The 19,878-nt window shown below is 54.2% G+C and carries 16 protein-coding genes; 6 read left to right on the top strand and 10 right to left on the bottom strand.

What is annotated here, in order from left to right:
• Both ACIDF8_RS13850 and ACIDF8_RS13845 read left to right on the top strand, forming a co-directional pair.
• Entirely contained in the window at nt 1–1,407 is a 1,407-nt protein-coding gene (locus ACIDF8_RS13850; RefSeq protein WP_412011197.1) for an efflux transporter outer membrane subunit, read from the top strand.
• A 176-nt stretch (nt 1,408–1,583) separates the two neighbouring features.
• The gene (locus ACIDF8_RS13845; RefSeq protein WP_412011196.1) at nt 1,584–2,498 is read left to right on the top strand and encodes a DMT family transporter; all 915 of its coding nucleotides are present in this window, start codon (nt 1,584–1,586) and stop codon (nt 2,496–2,498) included.
• A gap of 16 nt (nt 2,499–2,514) precedes the next feature.
• On the opposite strand, the gene ACIDF8_RS13840 is transcribed toward ACIDF8_RS13845, so the two are convergent.
• The 5 genes from ACIDF8_RS13840 to glyQ are packed head-to-tail and all read right to left on the bottom strand — an operon-like array spanning nt 2,515 to nt 7,542.
• Nucleotides 2,515–3,228, bottom strand: coding sequence for a M48 family metallopeptidase (locus ACIDF8_RS13840; protein WP_412011195.1), 714 nt, complete (start codon nt 3,226–3,228; stop codon nt 2,515–2,517).
• On the bottom strand, nt 3,225–3,938 hold the full coding sequence (locus tag ACIDF8_RS13835; RefSeq protein WP_412011194.1) for a lysophospholipid acyltransferase family protein: 714 nt from the start codon (nt 3,936–3,938) through the stop codon (nt 3,225–3,227). Before ACIDF8_RS13835 ends, ACIDF8_RS13840 begins: the two co-directional genes overlap by 4 nt.
• The gene (gene gmhB / locus ACIDF8_RS13830; RefSeq protein WP_412011193.1) at nt 3,938–4,480 is read right to left on the bottom strand and encodes a D-glycero-beta-D-manno-heptose 1,7-bisphosphate 7-phosphatase; all 543 of its coding nucleotides are present in this window, start codon (nt 4,478–4,480) and stop codon (nt 3,938–3,940) included. The genes ACIDF8_RS13835 and gmhB overlap by 1 nt, the downstream gene beginning before the upstream one ends.
• Nucleotides 4,481–4,504: 24 nt before the next feature.
• A complete protein-coding gene (gene glyS, locus ACIDF8_RS13825; RefSeq protein ID WP_412011192.1) occupies nt 4,505–6,604 on the bottom strand; it encodes a glycine--tRNA ligase subunit beta in 2,100 nt (699 codons plus the stop codon).
• On the bottom strand, nt 6,601–7,542 hold the full coding sequence (gene glyQ / locus ACIDF8_RS13820; protein WP_412011210.1) for a glycine--tRNA ligase subunit alpha: 942 nt from the start codon (nt 7,540–7,542) through the stop codon (nt 6,601–6,603). Before glyQ ends, glyS begins: the two co-directional genes overlap by 4 nt.
• 175 nt (nt 7,543–7,717) lie before the next feature.
• On the opposite strand from glyQ, the gene ACIDF8_RS13815 reads away from it, so the two are divergent.
• From ACIDF8_RS13815 to ACIDF8_RS13800, 4 genes are all read left to right on the top strand, one after another.
• On the top strand, nt 7,718–8,155 hold the full coding sequence (locus ACIDF8_RS13815) for a hypothetical protein (protein ID WP_412011191.1): 438 nt from the start codon (nt 7,718–7,720) through the stop codon (nt 8,153–8,155).
• A gap of 65 nt (nt 8,156–8,220) precedes the next feature.
• Nucleotides 8,221–9,510 (top strand): TolC family protein, encoded by a 1,290-nt coding sequence (locus ACIDF8_RS13810; protein WP_412011190.1) that lies wholly within the window; start codon nt 8,221–8,223, stop codon nt 9,508–9,510.
• Entirely contained in the window at nt 9,507–10,595 is a 1,089-nt protein-coding gene (locus ACIDF8_RS13805) for an efflux RND transporter periplasmic adaptor subunit (protein WP_412011189.1), read from the top strand. The genes ACIDF8_RS13810 and ACIDF8_RS13805 overlap by 4 nt, the downstream gene beginning before the upstream one ends.
• Before the next feature lies 1 nt (nt 10,596).
• The gene (locus tag ACIDF8_RS13800; protein WP_412011188.1) at nt 10,597–13,662 is read left to right on the top strand and encodes an efflux RND transporter permease subunit; all 3,066 of its coding nucleotides are present in this window, start codon (nt 10,597–10,599) and stop codon (nt 13,660–13,662) included.
• Between the two features lie 848 nt (nt 13,663–14,510).
• Here the strand turns inward: ACIDF8_RS13800 and lnt are convergent.
• The 5 genes from lnt to ACIDF8_RS13775 are packed head-to-tail and all read right to left on the bottom strand — an operon-like array spanning nt 14,511 to nt 19,872.
• Nucleotides 14,511–15,989, bottom strand: a complete 1,479-nt coding sequence (gene lnt / locus ACIDF8_RS13795) for an apolipoprotein N-acyltransferase (RefSeq protein WP_412011187.1) — start codon at nt 15,987–15,989, stop codon at nt 14,511–14,513.
• Nucleotides 15,980–16,831 carry a ChbG/HpnK family deacetylase gene (locus ACIDF8_RS13790; protein WP_412011186.1) on the bottom strand — a complete coding sequence of 284 codons (852 nt, stop codon included), beginning with the start codon at nt 16,829–16,831 and terminating at the stop codon, nt 15,980–15,982. The genes lnt and ACIDF8_RS13790 overlap by 10 nt, the downstream gene beginning before the upstream one ends.
• Nucleotides 16,828–17,214: a GtrA family protein gene (locus ACIDF8_RS13785; protein WP_412011185.1), complete on the bottom strand. Its 387-nt coding sequence runs from the start codon at nt 17,212–17,214 to the stop codon at nt 16,828–16,830. Before ACIDF8_RS13785 ends, ACIDF8_RS13790 begins: the two co-directional genes overlap by 4 nt.
• A 6-nt stretch (nt 17,215–17,220) precedes the next feature.
• Entirely contained in the window at nt 17,221–18,198 is a 978-nt protein-coding gene (locus ACIDF8_RS13780) for a glycosyltransferase family 2 protein (RefSeq protein ID WP_412011184.1), read from the bottom strand.
• Nucleotides 18,199–18,243: 45 nt separating this feature from the next.
• Nucleotides 18,244–19,872, bottom strand: coding sequence for an ArnT family glycosyltransferase (locus ACIDF8_RS13775; protein WP_412011183.1), 1,629 nt, complete (start codon nt 19,870–19,872; stop codon nt 18,244–18,246).
• Nucleotides 19,873–19,878: the final 6 nt, after the last annotated feature.

Genomic DNA, 19,878 nt, shown 5'->3' with positions numbered 1-19,878 from the left:
ATGAATAAATCACGCTATCCCATTGTGATTGCCAGCTTGATGCTGGCAGGGTGCATCAACATGCAACCCAACTATGAAAGGCCTGCCGCACCGATTCCAGCACAATGGCAACCATCGGCCGGCCAGGCAAAACAGGCGGGAGACACGCTCTCGGCTGAATTGGGCTGGGAACAATTTTTTACCGACAACGAATTGAAAAAGTTGATCCGGCAGGCGCTGGAAAACAACCGTGACTTAAGGGTCGCCTCGCTCAATATCGAAAAGGCGCGTGCCCAATATCAGATCCAGCGGGCGGCCCTGTTTCCCAAGGTGAATGGCACGGTCAGCGGGACCAATCAACGGATGATGCTGAACTTGCCGACCGGACCCATGACATTTAACAGCCACCAGTACACGGCAAACCTGGGATTCTCTTCCTATGAGATGGATTTTTTCGGGCGCATCAGCAGCCTGCGTGACCAGGCCGTGTATCAATACCTGTCAACCGAAGAGGCCAAGAGAAGCGCCCAGATCAGCCTGGTGTCTGAGGTGGCGAATGCCTACCTGACATTGGCCGCAGATAGTGAAAGCCTGGCGCTGGCACGGGAAACCTTGCGCACCCAACAGGCGACTTTCGACTTGAGTAAACGGCAACTGGCTTTGGGCAGTATCAATGAGCTGACGCTGCGGCAAGTGGAAACCAGCGTGGAGACTGCCCGCGTCAATGTCGCCAAATATATGACCCAGGTCGACCAAGATAGAAACGCGCTGGCCCTACTGGTGGGTGAGTCTCCGAATATCAATCTTGAACAGGTGAACAACTTACAGGCCGTCTCGCAAACAGCCAGCCTGCCGGATGGCCTTCCCTCTACGGTCTTGCAGAACAGGCCGGACGTGCTGGAAGCAGAGCGCACGCTTCAGGCCAATAACGCCAATATTGGTGCGGCCAGAGCAGCTTTCTTTCCGACCATTTCATTGACGGCATCCGCCGGTTTGGCTAGCCCAGAGTTGGGGAGCCTGTTTAGCGGCAACAACCATGTCTGGAGTTTTGCACCGCAAATCGTGCTGCCCATCTTCAATGGCGGGTTAAACAAAGCCAACCTGAAAGTTGCCGAAGTCAGCAGGGAGATTAGCGTGGCGCAATATGAAAAAGCGGTTCAAACTGCGTTTAAAGAGGTCTCTGACGCGCTGGCATTACGTGCCACACTGGAAGAACAATTGTCGGCGCAAACAGCGCAGGTGAATGCCACGCAAAGAAGCTTTGTACTATCACGCGCCAGATTCGAGAAAGGCCTGGATAGTTACCTGACGGTACTGGATGCCCAACGCAGCTACTACGCTGCGCAACAGACGCTTATCAGCGTCAGGCTGTCGGAAGTCTCCAATCAGGTGACCCTATATAAAGTCCTGGGGGGCGGCGCATTCTGACATCAGGAGCAGAAAGGAAACGCTGGCGATCACTCCTGATGCGCCAGCGCCCTGATCACTCGCCTCACGACCCTTTTAGTCACTCAGGCACGCAATCATCCAACATTGCCCTAGCCAGAGAGGCTGGGGCAGCATACCATGTCAGCAAACAGGTAATCCTCATATGCAATCCCCAGATGACAGACACATCGCACAACTCACTTACCCCGTATACACTCGGGCTGTTACTGCTCCCACCCCTGCTATGGGCGGGTAACTTTATCGCAGGCCGCGCCGTCAGTCATGACGTGCCGCCGGTCGCGTTATCCCTGATCCGCTGGAGCCTGGCGTTTTTATGCTTGTTCCCTTTTGCGATCAAACCGTTTTTGCGTGACCGCGCCCACTACCTGGTTTACCGCTGGCACGTGCTAGGAACCGCAATAACAGGCGTGCTTGCGTTTAACCTGATGGTGTACTGGGGCTTGCATAGCACCAGCGCAACCAACGGGATTATCCTGAATTCGTTTATTCCCTTTCTGGTTGCAATCTTTGGCGGGTTGTTTTACCAGCAACGCTTAACAACCAATCAACTATTGGGATTAGTGATTTCATTGCTAGGCGTTTTCACAGTCGTCTCGCATGGGGACTTGCATGTACTACTCGGGCTGGCTTTTGCACCAGGCGACGTGATTATCTTGATGGCAATGATCTGCTGGGCGTTGTTTACATTGTGGCTGAAACAGATTCCGGCCTTTATTGACCGCACCGGGCTCATGCTATGCCAAGTCCTGATTGCGCTGGTTTTATTGTTACCGCTGTATGTTTGGGAGCGGCAGACAGCCGTGACAACGCTAGCCCATATACAAACGGTCTGGTCACTGCTTTATATTGGGATTTTTCCTTCGGTGATTGCATTCCTGGCCTATGCCAAAACCGTCACATTGGTTGGCTCGGTGCGCGCCAGTGTGTTTATTCACGCCATGCCAATTTTTGGCTCCTTGCTCTCCAGTGTGTTATTGCGCGAGCCTTTTCATGGCTACCAACTGGCAGGCATGCTGACGATTTTTTGTGGCATAGGACTGGCGAACAGCGGCAAGGGGCATTCAAAATAAAGCGGCGCCTGAGGCATCAGGCCATGCGATGCAGGATGGGCGACAGGGCCTTTAACGCTTTCTCGGCATGTGCGTATTGCGGAAACAAGCTGGCCTGCACCGCATAAAACCTGGCTGAATGATTCATTTCTTTCAGGTGCGCCATTTCATGGCACACCACATACTGAATCACATGCGGCGGCGCCTGGATCAAGCGCCAGTTGAGGCGGATCTGCTTGCGGCTATTACAGCTGCCCCAGCGGGATTTGGCGTTGGAAAGGCCAACAGCACTGACCTGCTCCCCCATTTGGGCGGCAATTAAGGCCACGCGGCGTTTAAAATCAGGCAAGGCCTGCTGCGCATACCATTGCAACACTTTACGGGCGACCCAATCGGGATTGTGGATATACGGTGAGCGCACCAGCAACTTGTCCCCTTCGAGCGTGACTGCCTTGCTGGTGGGGTGCGCAACCAAGGTCAGCACAATATCCTGGCCCATAAACAGCAGTGGCTCGCCATCCTGCCACTGCATAGGAGCGACTTGGTTATCTGCCCGCAAAGCCAGTTTTTGCTGTATCCAGCCGGATTTCTCCTGCAAAACTTGCTGCAACTGTGAGGTAGAAATCCGTTTGGGCGCATGTACCACCAAGCCTTCCGCCGTGACTTTCAACCCTATGGTTTTACGTGCCCGCAGATCCAGCTGGTAAGTAATCGTTTGCCCGTTGGGCAGTTGCAACTGTTGCGTGATCACAACTGCTGCATCTCCGTTTCAATCCATGTTTCGACTTGCTGATTCAGTGCGTCAGGCTTGAGACCAGTGGTCTGGATGACAGGGCCAATCACCACCTGAATCACGCCGGGATATTTAAGCATGGAATTTTTACGCCAATAGCGGCCAGCATTATGGGCCACTGGCAACACCGCGGTTTGCGTATGCGTTGCCAGCCAGGCACCACCAATATGGTACTTGGCTCGTGCACCGGGGGCGGTACGCGTGCCTTCAGGAAAAATAACTACCCACAAACCACGCTTGAGCCGGTCTTTACCATGATTCACTAATTTCTTCAGCGCTTCACGGCCACTGCTGCGGTCAATCGGAATCGAGCCAACTGCCCACAAGCCCCAGCCAAAAAAAGGGATCATCAGCAACTCTCTTTTGAGCACCCAGACTTGCGGTGGCAAAATGGTTTGCAGGGCAATAGTCTCCCAGGCAGATTGATGTTTTGCCAGAATAACAGTAGGGGTCGCCGGGACATGTTCGCGGCCACGGACTTCATAACGCAGGTTACAGGTGACTTTAAGCCACCACATCACCGCATGGGCCCAGCCACTGACCCAGCGCGAACGCAGCACCGATGGCAATGGAATCAGCAACACCGCCAACAATGAAAAAGGGATAGTCAATACAAACAGGCCAATATAAAACAGCCAGGCACGCACATACAGCAGCGTTTTTTGCATTACTTATCCCCGGCAATGATCTGCTGCACCGCGGCCGCAAGGTCGGCGACCACAATGGTGTTGGCAGGCACCTCTGCCAGATTGTAGGTTTCTTCACCCTTGCCTGTACGCACCAGATAAGGCTGGCACCCCGCCTTATGAAAGGCCAGTAAATCCCGCAAGGCGTCCCCCACACCGGGCACTTTAGTGAGCTCGACATTAAAACGGCGGCTAATTTCTTCCAGCATGCCGGTCTTGGGTTTACGGCATTCACAATGGTCATCGGCCGCATGCGGGCAATAAAACACCGCATCAATTCGGCCCCCTACTTGCGCCAGCGCTTTGTGCATTTTGTCGTGGATGGCATTGAGCGTGGCCATATCAAAATAACCACGCGCAATACCAGATTGGTTGGTCGCCACAGCGACGCGATAACCATGCTGGTTTAACAGGGCAATCGCCTCCAGGCTACCAGGAATCGGAATCCACTCATTCGGATTCTTGATAAAGGTCGCGCTGTCGCGGTTAATCACGCCGTCACGGTCAAGAATGACTAATTTCATGCGTAAACTCCTGACGGCGATGCGTTAACTGGCTAACTTGGATAAATCAGCCACACGGTTCATGGCCTGGTGCAAGGTGGCCAGCAAGCCGAGACGGTTCGCTTTCAAGGCAGGGTCATCAGCATTGACCATCACCTCGTCAAAGAAGAGATCGACGGGCGCTTTGAGCACCGCCAGCGCCTGTAGCGAAGCCGTGTAATCCCCGGTTTCAAACAGATGATCCGCTTTAGGCTTGGTTTCAGCCAGGGCCTGATGCAAGGCTTTTTCAGCAGACTCCTGCAACAAGCTCTCATTCACTTCTGCCTTAACGTCCCCTTCCACTTTTTTGAGGATATTCGACACACGTTTATTGGCGGCCGCCAGCGCAGGCGCTTCTGCCAAATTGGCAAAGGCTTGCACGGCGCTTAACCGGCGCGGCACTTCTGCCAGCTGGTTGGGTGACAAGGACAATACCGCATCCACCTCTTGCGCACTCGCGCCCTGGTCACGCAGGTTCACGGCCAGACGGTCAAAGCAGAAGGCTTTGATGGCTTCTGCCACATCCTGGCTACCATTGAACACAGCCAGTGTTTGTGCAATGAGTTGGTCGAACGCTAACGGCAACTCAGTTTCCATCAGCATACGCAAAATACCCAGCGCTTGGCGACGTAAGGCAAATGGATCCTTGTCACCAGTTGGCTTTTCACCAATGCTGAACAGGCCGACCAGCGTTTCCAGCTTGTCTGCCAAGGCCACCACCACACCCACTTGGCTGCGCGGCAACGCATCGCCGGCAAAGCGTGGACGGTAATGGTCTTCAATCGCATAGGCCACATCATCAGCCAGACCTTCATGCTGGGCGTAGTAACGACCCATAATGCCTTGCAGCTCAGGGAACTCACCGACCATGTCAGTCAGTAAATCGACTTTAGACAACCGTGCCGCTTGCGCCACTTTGGCCACGAAGCCATCGCCACCAATCTGCTGCGCAATCGCAGAAGCAATCGCTACCACGCGTTCATTGCGCTCGCCTTGCGAACCCAGCTTGTTGTGGTAGACCACTTTATCCAAGCCAGCCAGACGGCTTTCCAGCGTCTTTTTGCGGTCCTGGTCAAAGAAAAACTTGGCGTCAGCCAGGCGTGGACGCACCACGCGCTCGTTACCACCAATGACCTTGCTCGGGTCGGCCGGGTTGATGTTGGAAACGATCAGGAATTTGTTGGTCAACTTACCGCTGGCATCCAGCAGCGGGAAGTATTTCTGATTGGCCTTCATGGTCAGAATCAGGCATTCTTGCGGCACTGCTAAAAACTCTTCTTCAAACTGGCCCAGTAATACGTTCGGGCGCTCCACCAGTGCTGTCACTTCATCAAGCAATGCGTCATAGTCAATCGGCTTCAAGCCCTGCTTGTCAGCCGCCGCTTGCAATTGCTGCACAATCTCGGCACGGCGCGCATCAAAGCTCGCAATCACGGCACCTTCGTCAGCCAATTGCTGGGCATAGGTGTCGGCAGAAGTAATCGTCACTACCGGACTCTTTGCTTCAAAGCGGTGACCTTGCGTGGTATTGCCTGCAGTCAAACCCAAGGTGGAAACAGGCACGATTTCGCTGCCATGCAATGCCACCAACCCATGCGCTGGGCGCACAAAGTTCACGCTTTCCCAGCCATCGTTGATCTGGTATGTCATGACTTTGGGGATAGGCAACTTCGCCAAGGTTTCATCTAACGCTTTTTGCAGGCCTTCCTGCAAGGTGGCACCCGCTTGGGTGGCATCCAAAAACAGGATATCCGCTTTGCCATCATGCTCTTTGCGCAGTTTGGCAACCGCACTTTCATTTTCACCCAACGCTTGCAGCTTTTTAAGCAAGGCCGGCGTCGCATTGCCGCTCGCATCCATACCAACGGTGGCGGGCATGAGCTTTTGTGCGACTTGTTTATCCGCAGCTTTGGCAGAGACGCCAGTCATATGCGCAGCCAAACGGCGTGGGGAAGCAAACGTGGTTACCGAGCTGCTATCAGACAGCAAGCCAGAAGCCTTGAGGCTCTCTGCCAATACACCACTAAATGCCTCACCCAACTTTTGCAGTGCTTTTGGCGGTAGTTCTTCTACAAATAATTCAACTAACAGATTGCGGGTACTCATGCGGCGGCTTTCTTGTTTTGTTCTGCTTGTTCGCTCTCAAGTTTGGCGATGACTTCGTCTGCCCAGGCTTTAGGCGCCATCGGGAAGCCCAAACGGGCGCGGCTATCGAGGTAACTGGCTGCGACAGCACGGGCCAGGTTACGGATACGGCCAATGTAAGCGGCACGCTCAGTCACTGAAATTGCACCTCGCGCATCCAGCAAGTTAAAGGTGTGCGCGGCCTTTAATACCTGTTCGTAGGCGGGCAAGGCAAGTTTGACTTCCATCAGGTGCTTGGCCTGTTTTTCGTGTGCATTAAAAGCGGTGAACAGGAAATCCGCATCGGAATGCTCAAAGTTATAGGTCGATTGCTCCACCTCATTTTGGTGGAACACATCACCGTATTTCACCCCAGGCGAGTATTCCAGGTCATAGACGTTTTCAACGCCTTGCAGGTACATGGCTAAACGCTCCAGCCCGTAGGTAATTTCACCGGTGATCGGTTTGCAGTTAATGCCGCCGACTTGCTGGAAATAGGTAAACTGCGTCACTTCCATACCGTTCAGCCAGACTTCCCAGCCCAGGCCCCAAGCACCCAGGGTGGGGTTTTCCCAGTCATCTTCCACAAAACGGATATCGTTTTCCTGCAGGTTAAAGCCCAACGCTTCAAGTGAGCCCAGGTAGAGTTCCAAAATATTGGCGGGGGCTGGTTTCAACACAACCTGGTACTGGTAGTAATGCTGCAAACGGTTAGGGTTTTCACCATAGCGGCCATCTTTGGGACGGCGGCTAGGTTGAACATAGGCAGCTTTCCAGGGCTCAGGGCCCAGGGCGCGCAAAAAAGTCGCAGTATGGCTGGTGCCCGCGCCCACTTCCATATCGTAAGGTTGCAACAAAGTGCAGCCTTGTTTGTCCCAGTATTCCTGAAGCTTTAAAATAATTTGTTGAAAGGTCAGCACCATGACGCCTGATCCAGAGGATGATAAAAACGAATATTTTACCTGATTCGGACCGGGTTAAGAAATCGCATTCCGGCTAAGTGCCAGCCTTGAACAGGCTCAAGCCAAGAGCTGAATGCTTTTTTTACGGTTTTTTGCGATTGTGGCATCACCAGAAATTTGTTAAATTGAACAGATGAGTTCTTACCGCCCATGGATGTTATTGCTGACGCTATGGTTTGCCTTGATGCAAACTGTCGCGCCGCTCATGCACGCCCATGCTGCAGGCGATACGGCGGCCGATGATGGGCCGCATATGCACATGGTCGACATCCCGGCCTTGCACGCCCAGGCTGAGACAGCCAAGCATCCTTTCCATTGGCATATTCATTCGAACAAATCCCACGGGCAGATCATAGGCTTGGGCCAAGCCATCAGTGAAGGGAACACCCTGTCATCACTGATTGACGCCTACGCTAACTTCTGGCTCCCAGCGGCAATATTGCCTGGGCTATTGTTATTGGTGTTGGCACTGCAATCTACCAAGCTCCCTTTTGCGCGACACCGAAACGAGCACGCTCATTCCAGTTTCACCCTCACTCGCCATTCCCCCCGCGCACCTCCGCACGCCTGAATAAACACGTATTGCACTGATGGGCCATAGCCCATCGTTCGCCTGTTTTATTCAGGAGTCTTTAAATGTTTTATTTATTCAAGCGCGTCAGTCACGCCATGCTGTTTGCCTGCGGTACCTGGCTCGCCCTTGCTCACACCCAATGGGTGCTGGCCGACAACATACCGGCAATACTGCAACCGGCTGGCAACCACGAAGATCGCGTGACCATCAACACCGGCCTGACGCTGCACGAAGTATTGCAGCAAGTAGTGGCAATTCATCCGCAACAAGCCCTGCTGACAGCCCATCAGCAGATGGTACAAGCACGCAAAATCATGGCGAACAGCTGGCTGCCGCTGGCGCCGGTTGCTGGTCTATCCCATCAAAGTGATGCCTGGCTAAGTGGCCGCGATGAGCGGGAATGGCAGGCGCAAATGCAGATTCCAATCTGGCTGCCTGGCCAGCGGCAAGCGCGTGGGCAGGTTGCCAATCTCGCCGATCATAGCCTTTCGCAAGATCGCGCAAGCTTGCAACAACTTGGCGCAGAGTTGCTGCGTAATGCTGTGTGGGATATCGCCCTGCGCCGCAATGAGCTGCGCCTGGCGCAAACGCGGCGCGATACGCTACGCAGCATTGCCGAGGACGTACAAAAGCGCTTCCGGGCAGGTGAAGTGGCCAGAATGGATGTGATGCAAGCAGGACAAGAGACCGTACAAGCAGAACGCCTGTGGCTGACAGCACAGGCAGAGTTGATGCATGCACAATTCCGTTACCAGCAACTCACTGGTCTCAACGAAATACCGGCGCATATTGAAGAGCCTTTATCGTCGCGGGAGGATTTTACGGAATCCCCTTTTTGGCAGGCGGCCCAAGCCAAACTCAAACTGGCAGAAGGACAACGCGACCTGACCATGATAGAGCAGCGGCAAAATCCAACACTCATAGTCAATACGCGCACCATACAAGGCGGCTTTGATAGCCAGTTTAACGGGAGCATGGGGGTTGCCATCAACCTTCCCCTGCAAAGCGAAGTGCAACGCGCGCCCTTACTTGCCAATGCAGAGCAAACCATTGGTGATGCCCGTACCCAACTGGAAACCCTTCGCCGGCAACTTGAAAATAGCCTGCATGAAACCGAGCATAACCTGCAAGTCAGCCGTCAAGACGTCGCCTTGCTGCAACAGCAACAAGTGCTTGCCAGCGAAAATGCCAGGCTGGCTCGCAAAGCCTACCAGCTCGGCGAAATGGATCTTAACCAGCTCTTGCGCCTGCAATTACTGGCTTTTGAAACTGAGCGCAATTTAACTGGCCAGCAACTTCAAGTGTCTTGGAATATCGCCAAATACAATCAGGTGGTCGGAGTTCTCCCATGAAAAAAATAATGTTTATTGTCTTCTCGGCCTGCCTGGCATTGCAGGCAGGCGCAGCCAGCTTCTTGCCACTGTCCGCCACACAAATCCAGCAAATGCAAGTGCAGTGGGGACATTTGCAAACGCAACCAACCGGGCTGTCGGCCAGCTATCCGGCTGAAGTCGTGTTACCCCCTACGCAAAGCCGGATCGTGACGGCACCACAAGCCGGGCTCATCACCCAGCTCAGTGTCAGCGTGGGTGATACCGTGAAGCAAGGTCAAGTGATTGGCCAGATCAGCAGTCCGGATTTGATCAGCCTGCAAAGCAGTTATTTGCAAAGCGAGACCCAGGCCAGGCTCAACGACCAGGCGCTCAAACGCGACCAGGAGTTATTCAATGAAGGGGTGATTGCCCAACGCCGCTTGCAGGAAACGCAAACGGCCTATGAAACCAGCCAGGCGCTGATGCATGAGCGTAAACAAACGCTCAAACTGGCAGGTCTGAGTGAAGCTCACATCCAGCAATTGACGCAAAAACGCAGGATGCAAAATGGGCTGGCGATCATCGCCCCGATCAGTGGACAAGTCATGGAGCAGCAGCAACCGGTCGGTGCCCGCGTCGACCTCTCCATGCCTATCTACACCATCAGCAACCCCAAACCTTTGTGGCTGATGATACAACTGCCTGTTGCGCAAGCCAGCAAACTGAGCCCAGGCGCGGCAGTGCGTTTGCCCAAACTGGGGTTAACGGCTAAGGTGGATACAGTCTTGCGACAGCTCAATAAAAATAACCAAACCACGCAAGTGCGTGCCTCGATTAGCCAGGGGGCAGAACAACTCTCCATCGGTCAGATTGTCGATGTTGCCCTGGTGGAAAATACAGCGAAAGACAGTTTTACCGTCGCGAGAAGTGCGGTGGCCCGCCAAGGCGAACAGGCGGTGATTTTTGTGCAGCAGCCCAATGGCATTGCAGTCACGCCGGTGAATATCCTGCTCGAGCAAGATCAACACCTCACCATTAAAGCGGACCTGAAAGGCAATGAAATGATCGCGGTGCACGGCGTCGCTGCCTTAAAAGGGCATTGGCTGGGAATGGGTGGTAAATAACATGTTAGATTGGCTGATTGACACCTCACTCAAACAACGCCTGCTGGTGTGCGTTTTTGCCATCGGCCTGCTATTTGCGGGCTGGACGGCTTACCAGACCATTGCCATTGACGCCTTCCCTGACGTCTCCTCAACCCAGGTCAAAATCATTATCAAATCGCCGGGCATGACGCCTGAAGAAGTGGAAGCGAGGATTACGGCACCGGTTGAGGTCGAGATGCTGGGCATCCCCAAACAAACCAGTTTACGCGCGGTGGCCAAATATGCGCTGACCGATATCACCATCGATTTTGAAGATGGCACCGATATTTACTGGGCACGACAGCAAGTCACCGAACGGCTCAACAACGCCTGGCCCAACTTGCCCACAGAGATTTCTGGCGGCATCGCCCCAATGACCACGCCGCTGGGCGAAATGTTTATGTTCACCATAGAATCTGACACGCTCAGCCTGCAAGAAAAACGCACCCTGCTCGACTGGGTCATCCGTCCGCGACTGCGTACGGTGCCAGGCGTGGCGGATGTCAATGCCTTGGGCGGCTTGGTGCGCAGCTTTGAAATCATTCCCGACAACGCCAAACTGCAAGCGCGCGGCCTGGCCTTAAGCGCACTGCAACAGGCAATTAGCGACAATAACCGTAACGATGGCGCAGGCCGGCTGAAGGATGGGGAAGAGTCTTTGCTCGTGCGCGCCGAAGGTGCATTCAAAACCTTGGACGATGTGCGTAATACCTTACTTAAAGGCCAGCAGGGCAATCCTATCCGCATTGCCGATGTTGCAGAGGTGCGCATTGGTGAACTCACGCGCTATGGTGCCGTGACACGCAACGGCAAAGGCGAAACCGTCGAAGGGCTGGTACTGGGCTTGCGTGGTGCCAATGCGCGGCAGGTGGTCGATGGCGTACGCGCCAAACTGGACGAAATCGCCCCGACCTTGCCCAAGGGCGTCAAGCTTCATGTCTTTTATGACCGCGGCAACCTGGTCGAACATGCCGTGCACACCGTGAATAAAGCCCTGCTAGAAGCCGTCGTGCTGGTTCTGATTTTACTGGTGCTGTTTTTAGGCAATTTGCGGGCGGCGCTCACCGTCGCCTGCGCGTTGCCGCTGGCCATGCTCGCTACCTTCTGGCTCATGCAGCAATATGGCATGTCTGCCAACCTCATGTCATTGGGAGGCCTCGCCATTGCCATCGGCATGCTGGTCGACTCTGCCGTCGTGGTGGTAGAAAACATTGTCGAACACCTGGCCCACAGCCCGGCCGGCCAACCGCAAGATAAACTACGCACCATTCTCGCGGCCATGCGCGAAGTCAGCGTGCCGGTCAGTGCAGGCATCGTCATCATCATTACCGTATTTCTCCCCTTGCTGACCTTGCAAGGACTCGAAGGCAAATTGTTTGCGCCCGTTGCACTCAGCATCATGTTCGCGCTCGCCTCGTCCCTGCTGCTCTCGCTCACCATTATTCCAGTCCTGGCCTCCTTCCTGATTCGTGACCATGCCAGCGAAGATCCCTGGCTGATTCGCCACCTGAATCGCTGGTACGCCCGCTCACTCAGCACGGCCATGCAACACAAACGACCGGTGCTGCTAGCAGCCGTCATCCTATTGCTGTTAACTGGCGCCGTGTATCCGCTCATCGGCAAAACTTTCATGCCCACCATGGATGAAGGCGACATCATCGTAGGCACCGAGAAGCTGCCCTCTATCTCGCTGCCGCAAAGCATCGCCACCGATAGCCATCTACAAAAAACGCTATTGCAACAAGTGCCCGAGCTGGCAGGTGTCTATTCAAGAGCAGGCTCGGACGAGTTGGGCCTGGATCCGATGGGCGTGAACCAGACAGATAATTTTCTGGTACTCAAACCGCGTGAGCAATGGCAAGTAGCGGATAAAGCCACCCTGATCGAAAAACTGCGCCAGGTCATGCACAATATTCCCGGCCAGGATTACAACTTCACCCAGCCTATCGAAATGCGCGTCAACGAAATGATCCTGGGCGTGCGCGGCGACCTCGCCCTCAAAATTTTCGGTACAGACCTCAACACCCTGGATCAAAAGGCACAGGAAATCATCCATGTCCTCAAGTCCATCCCTGGCAACCAGGATGTCTACACACCGAAAAATAGCGGGGTTCAATACCTGCAAATCAAGATAGACCGCGTTGCCGCTGGACGCTTAGGCCTCAGCGTGACAGACATCAATGCCCTGCTGCAAAGCCAGCTCGAAGGCAAACTGCTGGGCATTGTGCTCGAAGGCAACCGCCGCACACCTATTTTGTTACGCGGCAGCCAGATTGTCCGCGAATCCGCCTCCGACTTCAGCCAACTCATGCTGGCATTGCCACAAGGCGGCACCGTGCCACTCTCCACTGTGGCCAAGGTCGTGCGCGAAGAAGGCCCGGTCAAGATAGACCGCGAACGCGGCAACCGCATGGTCGTCGTCACCACCAACGTCAAAGGCCGTGACCTGGTCAGCTTTGTCGAAGAAGCCAAGCAAAAAGTGGCTCAGCAAGTGAAGCTGCCCGAAGGCTACTGGCTCAAATGGGGCGGCCAGTTTGAAAACCAGCAGCGCGCCGCCGCACGCCTAAGCATCGTCATCCCGATTGCCATCGCCCTGATTGCCCTGTTGCTCTTCATGACCTTCGGCTCCCTGCCCCAAGCCCTGCTCATTCTGGCGAATATCCCGTTCGCCATGATAGGCGGCGTGTTTGCACTGTGGCTATCTGGCGAATACCTCTCTGTTCCAGCCTCGGTCGGCTTTATCGCCCTGCTGGGCATCGCCGTCCTCAACGGCGTGGTGATGGTAAGTCATTTCCAGCACCTGGCCGGACAAGGCATGGCCCCCAGCCAGATTGCCTATGAAGGCGCCAAACGCCGCCTGCGGCCGGTGCTCATGACAGCCAGCATCACTGCATTTGGCCTAATACCCCTCCTGTTTGCCACCGGGCCTGGCGCTGAGATTCAACGGCCATTGGCGATCGTGGTGATTGGGGGCTTGATAACGGCGACATTTTTGACCTTGTTTGTGCTGCCAATTTTGTATAAGCATTTTTTTGGTAAAGAATAGATTGATTTAAAAGATAATTCTTTGGTTGGTTACTTTAGTGGCGCGGGCCTGAGGTTTCTTTTCGCCTTTAGGCGAGTTACTTTTCTTTGCTTGCACAGGCTGTGATTTACTTTTGAGTGCGCTTTGGGATTTTGGAAGGGTCTATTTCGCCTTTAGGCGACCATTCTTTCTTATGCTTGTCCATAAGAAAGAAGGCAAAGAACAAGACACCCTAGCTTCCGCTTGATTCCTGCGTTGCTCGACTTAGGACTTTCGTCCGTTGCTTTGCCGGACTTGGGCATAAGCGCTCGCGAAACGCATCCTAGCGGCCTGCACAAAACGCAGGCCACCGCGGGATTCGGACAGCCGCTCGCTTCATCTTATTTTGCCTGCGCTACTCGGCGCGGCAGATAGGGGCCCGAAAACCCATGAGCGCCACCGTGTGTGCATTAAAGAAAAGAATTTGAGTTTTTAAACGTCCCAATTTCTATGCTGTGAGTTTGGCGAGATGAGCCCCATCCCATCACGCTGAGTAGCGAAGACAAAGTAAGATGAAGGGAGCGGCTGTTTGAGCTCCGCAACAAGCCACGAAGTGTGTGGCTTGTCAGGGCGAGTTTCGTGACCGCTTACTTTGTTGATAACTAAAGACTGCGAAGTAGTCTGTTACGGCGAAGGCTAACTCGCGTAGCGATGTTAAGCGTAGCGGCCGTAGCCAACAACGCAAGGGAGCCGTTAGGCCGTGATGGCTGGGTGCCCTCCTCTTTGGTTACTTTCTGTGGGGCAAGCAACAGAAAGTAACTCGCCTAGAGGCGAAAAAGAAAGGTTGTAAGTAAAGACACGAGTGGCACTACAACCAAAGAGTTAAAGAATTACCTTCTTACCCTCATCCACAACAACCCACCAAAACTCAATACCAGAAACGCCCAATTCCCCCACCAGACATACGGCGTCGTCCCTTGGTAACTCTGCGCTTCACCGCTCAAAATCACGGCTTCATCATGCGGTGCGTGCTGCAGCACTTGACCATTTTTATCGATGATGGCGGTGGCGCCGGTATTGGTACTGCGTAGCATCATGCGCCCAGTCTCTATGGCGCGTACCTGGCTGAATTGCATATGCTGGTCCGCTGCAAACGATTGCCCGTACCAGGCATCGTTGCTGATATTGACCAGTAACTCGGCTTGCGGCAATTGTTGGGCGATTTCTTCGCCAAACACGTCTTCGTAGCAAATATTGACGCCTACTTTTTGTCCGGCGATGTGCAATGGCTGCTTGGAGGTGCCGCGGGATAAATCGCTGAGTGGCATGTGCAGCCAGTCACGGTAGATCCAGCCTAGCAGGCTTTTGAGCGGGATAAATTCGCCAAAGGGCACCAAGTGGCTTTTGGAATAGGATTGCTGTGGCGAAGTGCCTAGGCTGATGGCGCTATTAAAGTACTGGTCTTGCTTGGACTCAACCACGCCAACCAGGAGATCGCCTTGTTGTTGTAAGGCTTGCTGTTTGAGGGCATCAAGGTAGCTGGGGGCCAGTTGTTCGAGTAGCACAGGCAAGGCGGTTTCTGGCAGTACAATCAGCCGGGCATGGGCTTGCTGCACCATCTCAAAGTACTGCCGCAAGGTCTGTTCAGCGTGTTCGGGCGACCATTTGATGGTTTGGCTGATATTACCTTGCAACAACGCGACACTGACGGGCTGGCCTGTAGGCTGCGTCCATGCGACCAGCGTGAGCAGGCTGCCCCCTAAGCACAGGGCGGCGAGCGTGAGGACGGCAGGTTTCAGCTGACGGTTGATCAGCATACCCGCCAGACTGGCCGCCGCCAGCATGAGTAAAGCCGAGACGCCATAGACGCCAACGATAGGCAGAAAACCGGTAAGGGGACTGTCTGGCGCCTGGCTGTAGCCCAAGGTCAACCAGGGAAAACCGGTAAATATCCAGCTCCGTACCCAGTCTGATAACGCCCACAACAGCGGTGCAGACCACAGCAGATGGCCGGTTTTTTTTGCCAGGTAGCCTGCTAGCGCCGGGAACAATGCCATAAACGCGCACAGGCAAAAGGTACAAAAGCCAGCGAACCACCAAGGCATGCCGCCAAAAGTATGCAAGCTGATGTAGATCCAGTAGATGCCAAAACCGTAGAGCCCCAAGCCAAATGCCAGTCCCAGCTTAAATACCTGAGCCGGTGTGGGCGCCTGCTGCCACAGTACCAGCAATGCTGCCAGCGTCAGCCATGGTAAGCAAAACAGGCCAAACGGCGCAAAGCCAAACACAGTCAGCGTACCCAACAGGCATGCAAGGAGCGCCCGTTGCGGTAATGAAGCCTGCTGGAGCCAGGCGATGATCACGGGCATGTCCCCCCCTTGGTCTGCCCTTTGGCCGGGTGAATATCTGCCATTTTGAGCCAGGCTGAGAAATCGGCAGACTGCATCACCTGCCACTCAATCATGCGCGCAATTGCGATGGGATCGAAAGCATTGACGGTCTGGGTGGGTCTGGCCGGATGACACATTAACACCGGCGGTAGCTCATTGGGTTTGGGGGCAGCCAGTTGCTTGAGCTGCCTGGCCCACTCTATCCAGTGCGCCTGATAAGCCGCGGCATCCCCCTGAAAATCATAGACACCGAGCAACACAGGTGAAACACGGAAGCCAGCGTTGGCGGCCAACTGCTGCAAAGCATGTGCCCCTAGCCAATGGATAATGCGGGCTTTAAAGCCAGTCTCGGCGGGCGGACTGGAAATCCGTAGCCAGGGACGCTGCTCAATCGGCAGAGCACCATAACGCTGTTGCATCACTGTGATCAAGGCTTCCCGGATCACTGGCAATTGATGTACGTGCAAGTGCCCATCGATATAATCCGGTGGACTTTGCATTGCGGTTTCAAAGGCATCTAGTTGCTGGTTGATATTGGCCGTCACAGCACTGGCATTGAGCAGGCCACACAAGCTACGCAAAATGAGAATGGGATGCGCAAAACGGCTGGTGCGCGCATATTGCGTGAAATCAAGATGCAGCCCAATATCTGCCTGACTGCAGATAGCGGGGGATAAATGCCGGGCGCTCTCTGGCCAATGTGGACTGAGCGTCATGCATGACGTGGCCGTCAGTACACCACGCTGGATTAAGGCCAGGATTGCCTCATCAATAGCAGCGGACTGCGCATAATCATCAGCACAAATAATGAGGTCTGTCATGCGCGCTCCTCATGGTGTTGGAAGGCCCAAAAGCGGCTAAGTACCCAGGTAATGACAGCCACGATCACCATCACTGCCCCCAGTACCAACCAGAACGGGAGCGGAGTATAGCGCAGGCACAGCCACAACAAGGCCTGGTTACCCAAAAAGCCCAGTAAGGCGACGGCAAAAAACTTGCAAAATGCGGCCAGGTGACTGACTTGTGACCCGCGGAATGACCAATGCCTGTGGCCTAGATAGCTGACCGGGAATGCACATAAAAAACCAATCCAGTTGGCCTGGGCCGGGGACAAACCCCAAGCATGAGCCAGCAAGGCCATCACATAGTGTACGGCTGCGGCAAAGGCGCCCACACTGACGAACCCTAACACTGACGCGCGCATGCGAACTTATTTGCCGTCAGTCGCTGGTGTGGGCGTGACGACCTCTGCCACGATAAAAGGCGGGCGGCCTTTCACTTCATCGTACACACGTGCCAGATATTCGCCGAGGATACCAATAAATAATAACTGCACGCCGGACAGGAACATCATGCTGGCGACCACAGTCGGCCAACCAGGCACAGACTCGTGAAAAAATAAGGCATCAATGACCACCAGCAACCCATAGGCAAAAGCCAGAATCGCCAAGGTTGCCCCGGTCAGGCTAGCCAGTCGCAACGGGAGGACAGAAAAGCTGGTAATTCCGGTCCAGGCCAGGGCAATCAGTTTGAGTTTGGAATAAGCACTTTCACCATGCAGGCGTGGCAGCGGTGTGTAAGGAATGCCTATCGATTTATACCCCACCCAGGCATAGATGCCTTTCATAAAACGGTTACGCTCAGGCAAGGCACACAGGGCATCCACCACCTTGCGGTCCATCAGGCGGAAGTCGCCCGCATCGCGCGGAATCTCGACATGGGTGCTACTACTCATCATGCGGTAAAACAGCCTTGAGCCCCAGAGCTTGAAGGAGGATTCCTGCTCGCGGTCCTGACGCACGGCATAAACCATGTCATAGCCTTCGCGCCATTTTTCTAGCATGGTGTACATCAGGTCAGAAGCATGCTGGCCATCTGCATCCATACAAATCACGATCTCGCCTTTGGCATAGCTGAGGCCGGCACTGATGGCATTTTCCTTACCAAAATTACGTGAAAACTTCACCAGCGTGACATGGCACTCGTCGACGAGCGACTGTACCACTTGGGAGGTCTGGTCACGGCTGCCATCATCAACCACCACAATGTCCCAATACGGCGACATTTGCTGCAAATCGTGCCGGATATTTTGCAAGGTTTTTGCAATATTTTTTTCTTCGTTGTAGGCAGGCACCATCACCGTCATATGCGGCTGGGCAGTTTGGCGATGGGTAACAGCAGTGTTCATGGTGTCATACTCAAAATTTACTGAAACTATTGTAGCGGATTGCGGCTAGTTTTTGGCTGGCGTCGCCTTGCGATCCGCCCCTTGTAGCTGGCGACGGTCCTTAACCACGGCCAACCACATGCCTTGACGCTGGACGCCGCCAATCAGCTTGCCCTGCATGACCTCGTGGCAATGCATATTGGTAGTGGAGAGGAAGAAGTCTGCCTCTTCCCAGCGACGGGTGACGCTAAAACGGCCATCCAGATAAGGCTCAATTTGCGGGGTATCTACGCAGGCGGCGACCCAATAGGGCTGCGAACGGGCAGGCAAATGCATGGCGGTGAGTTGCGCAGCAGCCGCCCGCAAAGCGCTGGACCAATAATCACCTTCCCACTTGAATTGGGCTTGCGCCTGATCCCCCGCCAGACGGTTCAACCTGGCATATTGGTATGGATGCATCTGCACAATATCCACCAGTGTCACCAACATCAGGCCAGCAATAACACCTGCCCATAATGCTTGCATATGATGGCGGCAAGCGAATTTGCAGTTTGCCAATGCCTGCCAGACCGCGAGCACAGCCCATGCAGACAAAACGGCCAAGAGGGGCAAAATAAAGGTAAAGTGACGCACGCCATTGTATAAGGCCGGACGGTCATCCATCACAAACACCAACGGGAATAAGATACCCAATAACAAGGTATACATGGGCATGCGTGTTTTGTGATCAGCCAACCGAAGTGCCGTCCGGTTGAGTAACAATAAAACGACGACGCCCAGAAACGCCAGCAGTGCGGCCTCGGGCAACTTCACCGCCAGGTACTGGAACAGATAGCTGCGGGGAACATCACTAATGTTATACACCACGCCATTAGCGATGGTTTGCATATTAAAATCAAAGTGCGAGAAAGACTTGGCGGCCTCAAGCAAGTTATCCGCCTCAATCACACTCCATGGCCAGCACATGGCCATAAAGACAAACGCCAGCACAGCCGCCGGCAGCAACACGCCCACCATGCGAAACAAGCGTGAAAAGATGGGAGTGTGCAGTAGCCTGTGATCCAGCCAGACCCGCAGGATGACCAGTAATATCAGGTAAATCACGGCAAACGCACCGCCCACGCGCAAACCGAGTGCACCACCGACGGCAAAGCCCAACAACACAATCACTTTGCCGCTCACCAGCTCCATGTCCCGCACCACCAGTGCCGTTGCGTATAAGGCCCATAACATGCACGCGGCAAAGGGAACATCCTTGGTATGTGTAAACATGGTGCCAGACCATGACACGGTCAGGAACAGGAAAATCATGGCTAGTAACGCCAACCGTGTTCCGCCTAGCAGGCGGCCAAATTGCGAAACACCATAAAATCCAAGCAAGCCAAACAAGGCGGAGAGCAGATGGCGGATATCCCAAATCATAATGGGAATATAGGGATCCAGCGCGGCAGCAATAATATCGAACAAGCCGCCATACAGATAAAGATTACGGTAATGAAAGGCGTCCTGGTCTTTAAAACCTGACTGATACCAGTCAAGCAGCATCTGGCCATAGGTATGTTGGACATATTCGTCATTACTGATGCCATGCTGCCGGAAGGTCAGCGCCACCCATGCCACCAGCAACAGCCAAAATAGCCGGATTAACCAGCGGTAAACTGACTCATTGGAAGTAGCATTTGCAGCAGCGTTCATGGGCCT

This window comes from Methylophilus sp. 3sh_L (genome assembly GCF_046766015.1).
Lineage (GTDB): Bacteria > Pseudomonadota > Gammaproteobacteria > Burkholderiales > Methylophilaceae > Methylophilus.
Note: the sequence above shows the minus strand (reverse complement) of the source record. Positions and strands in the feature narration are given on the sequence as shown.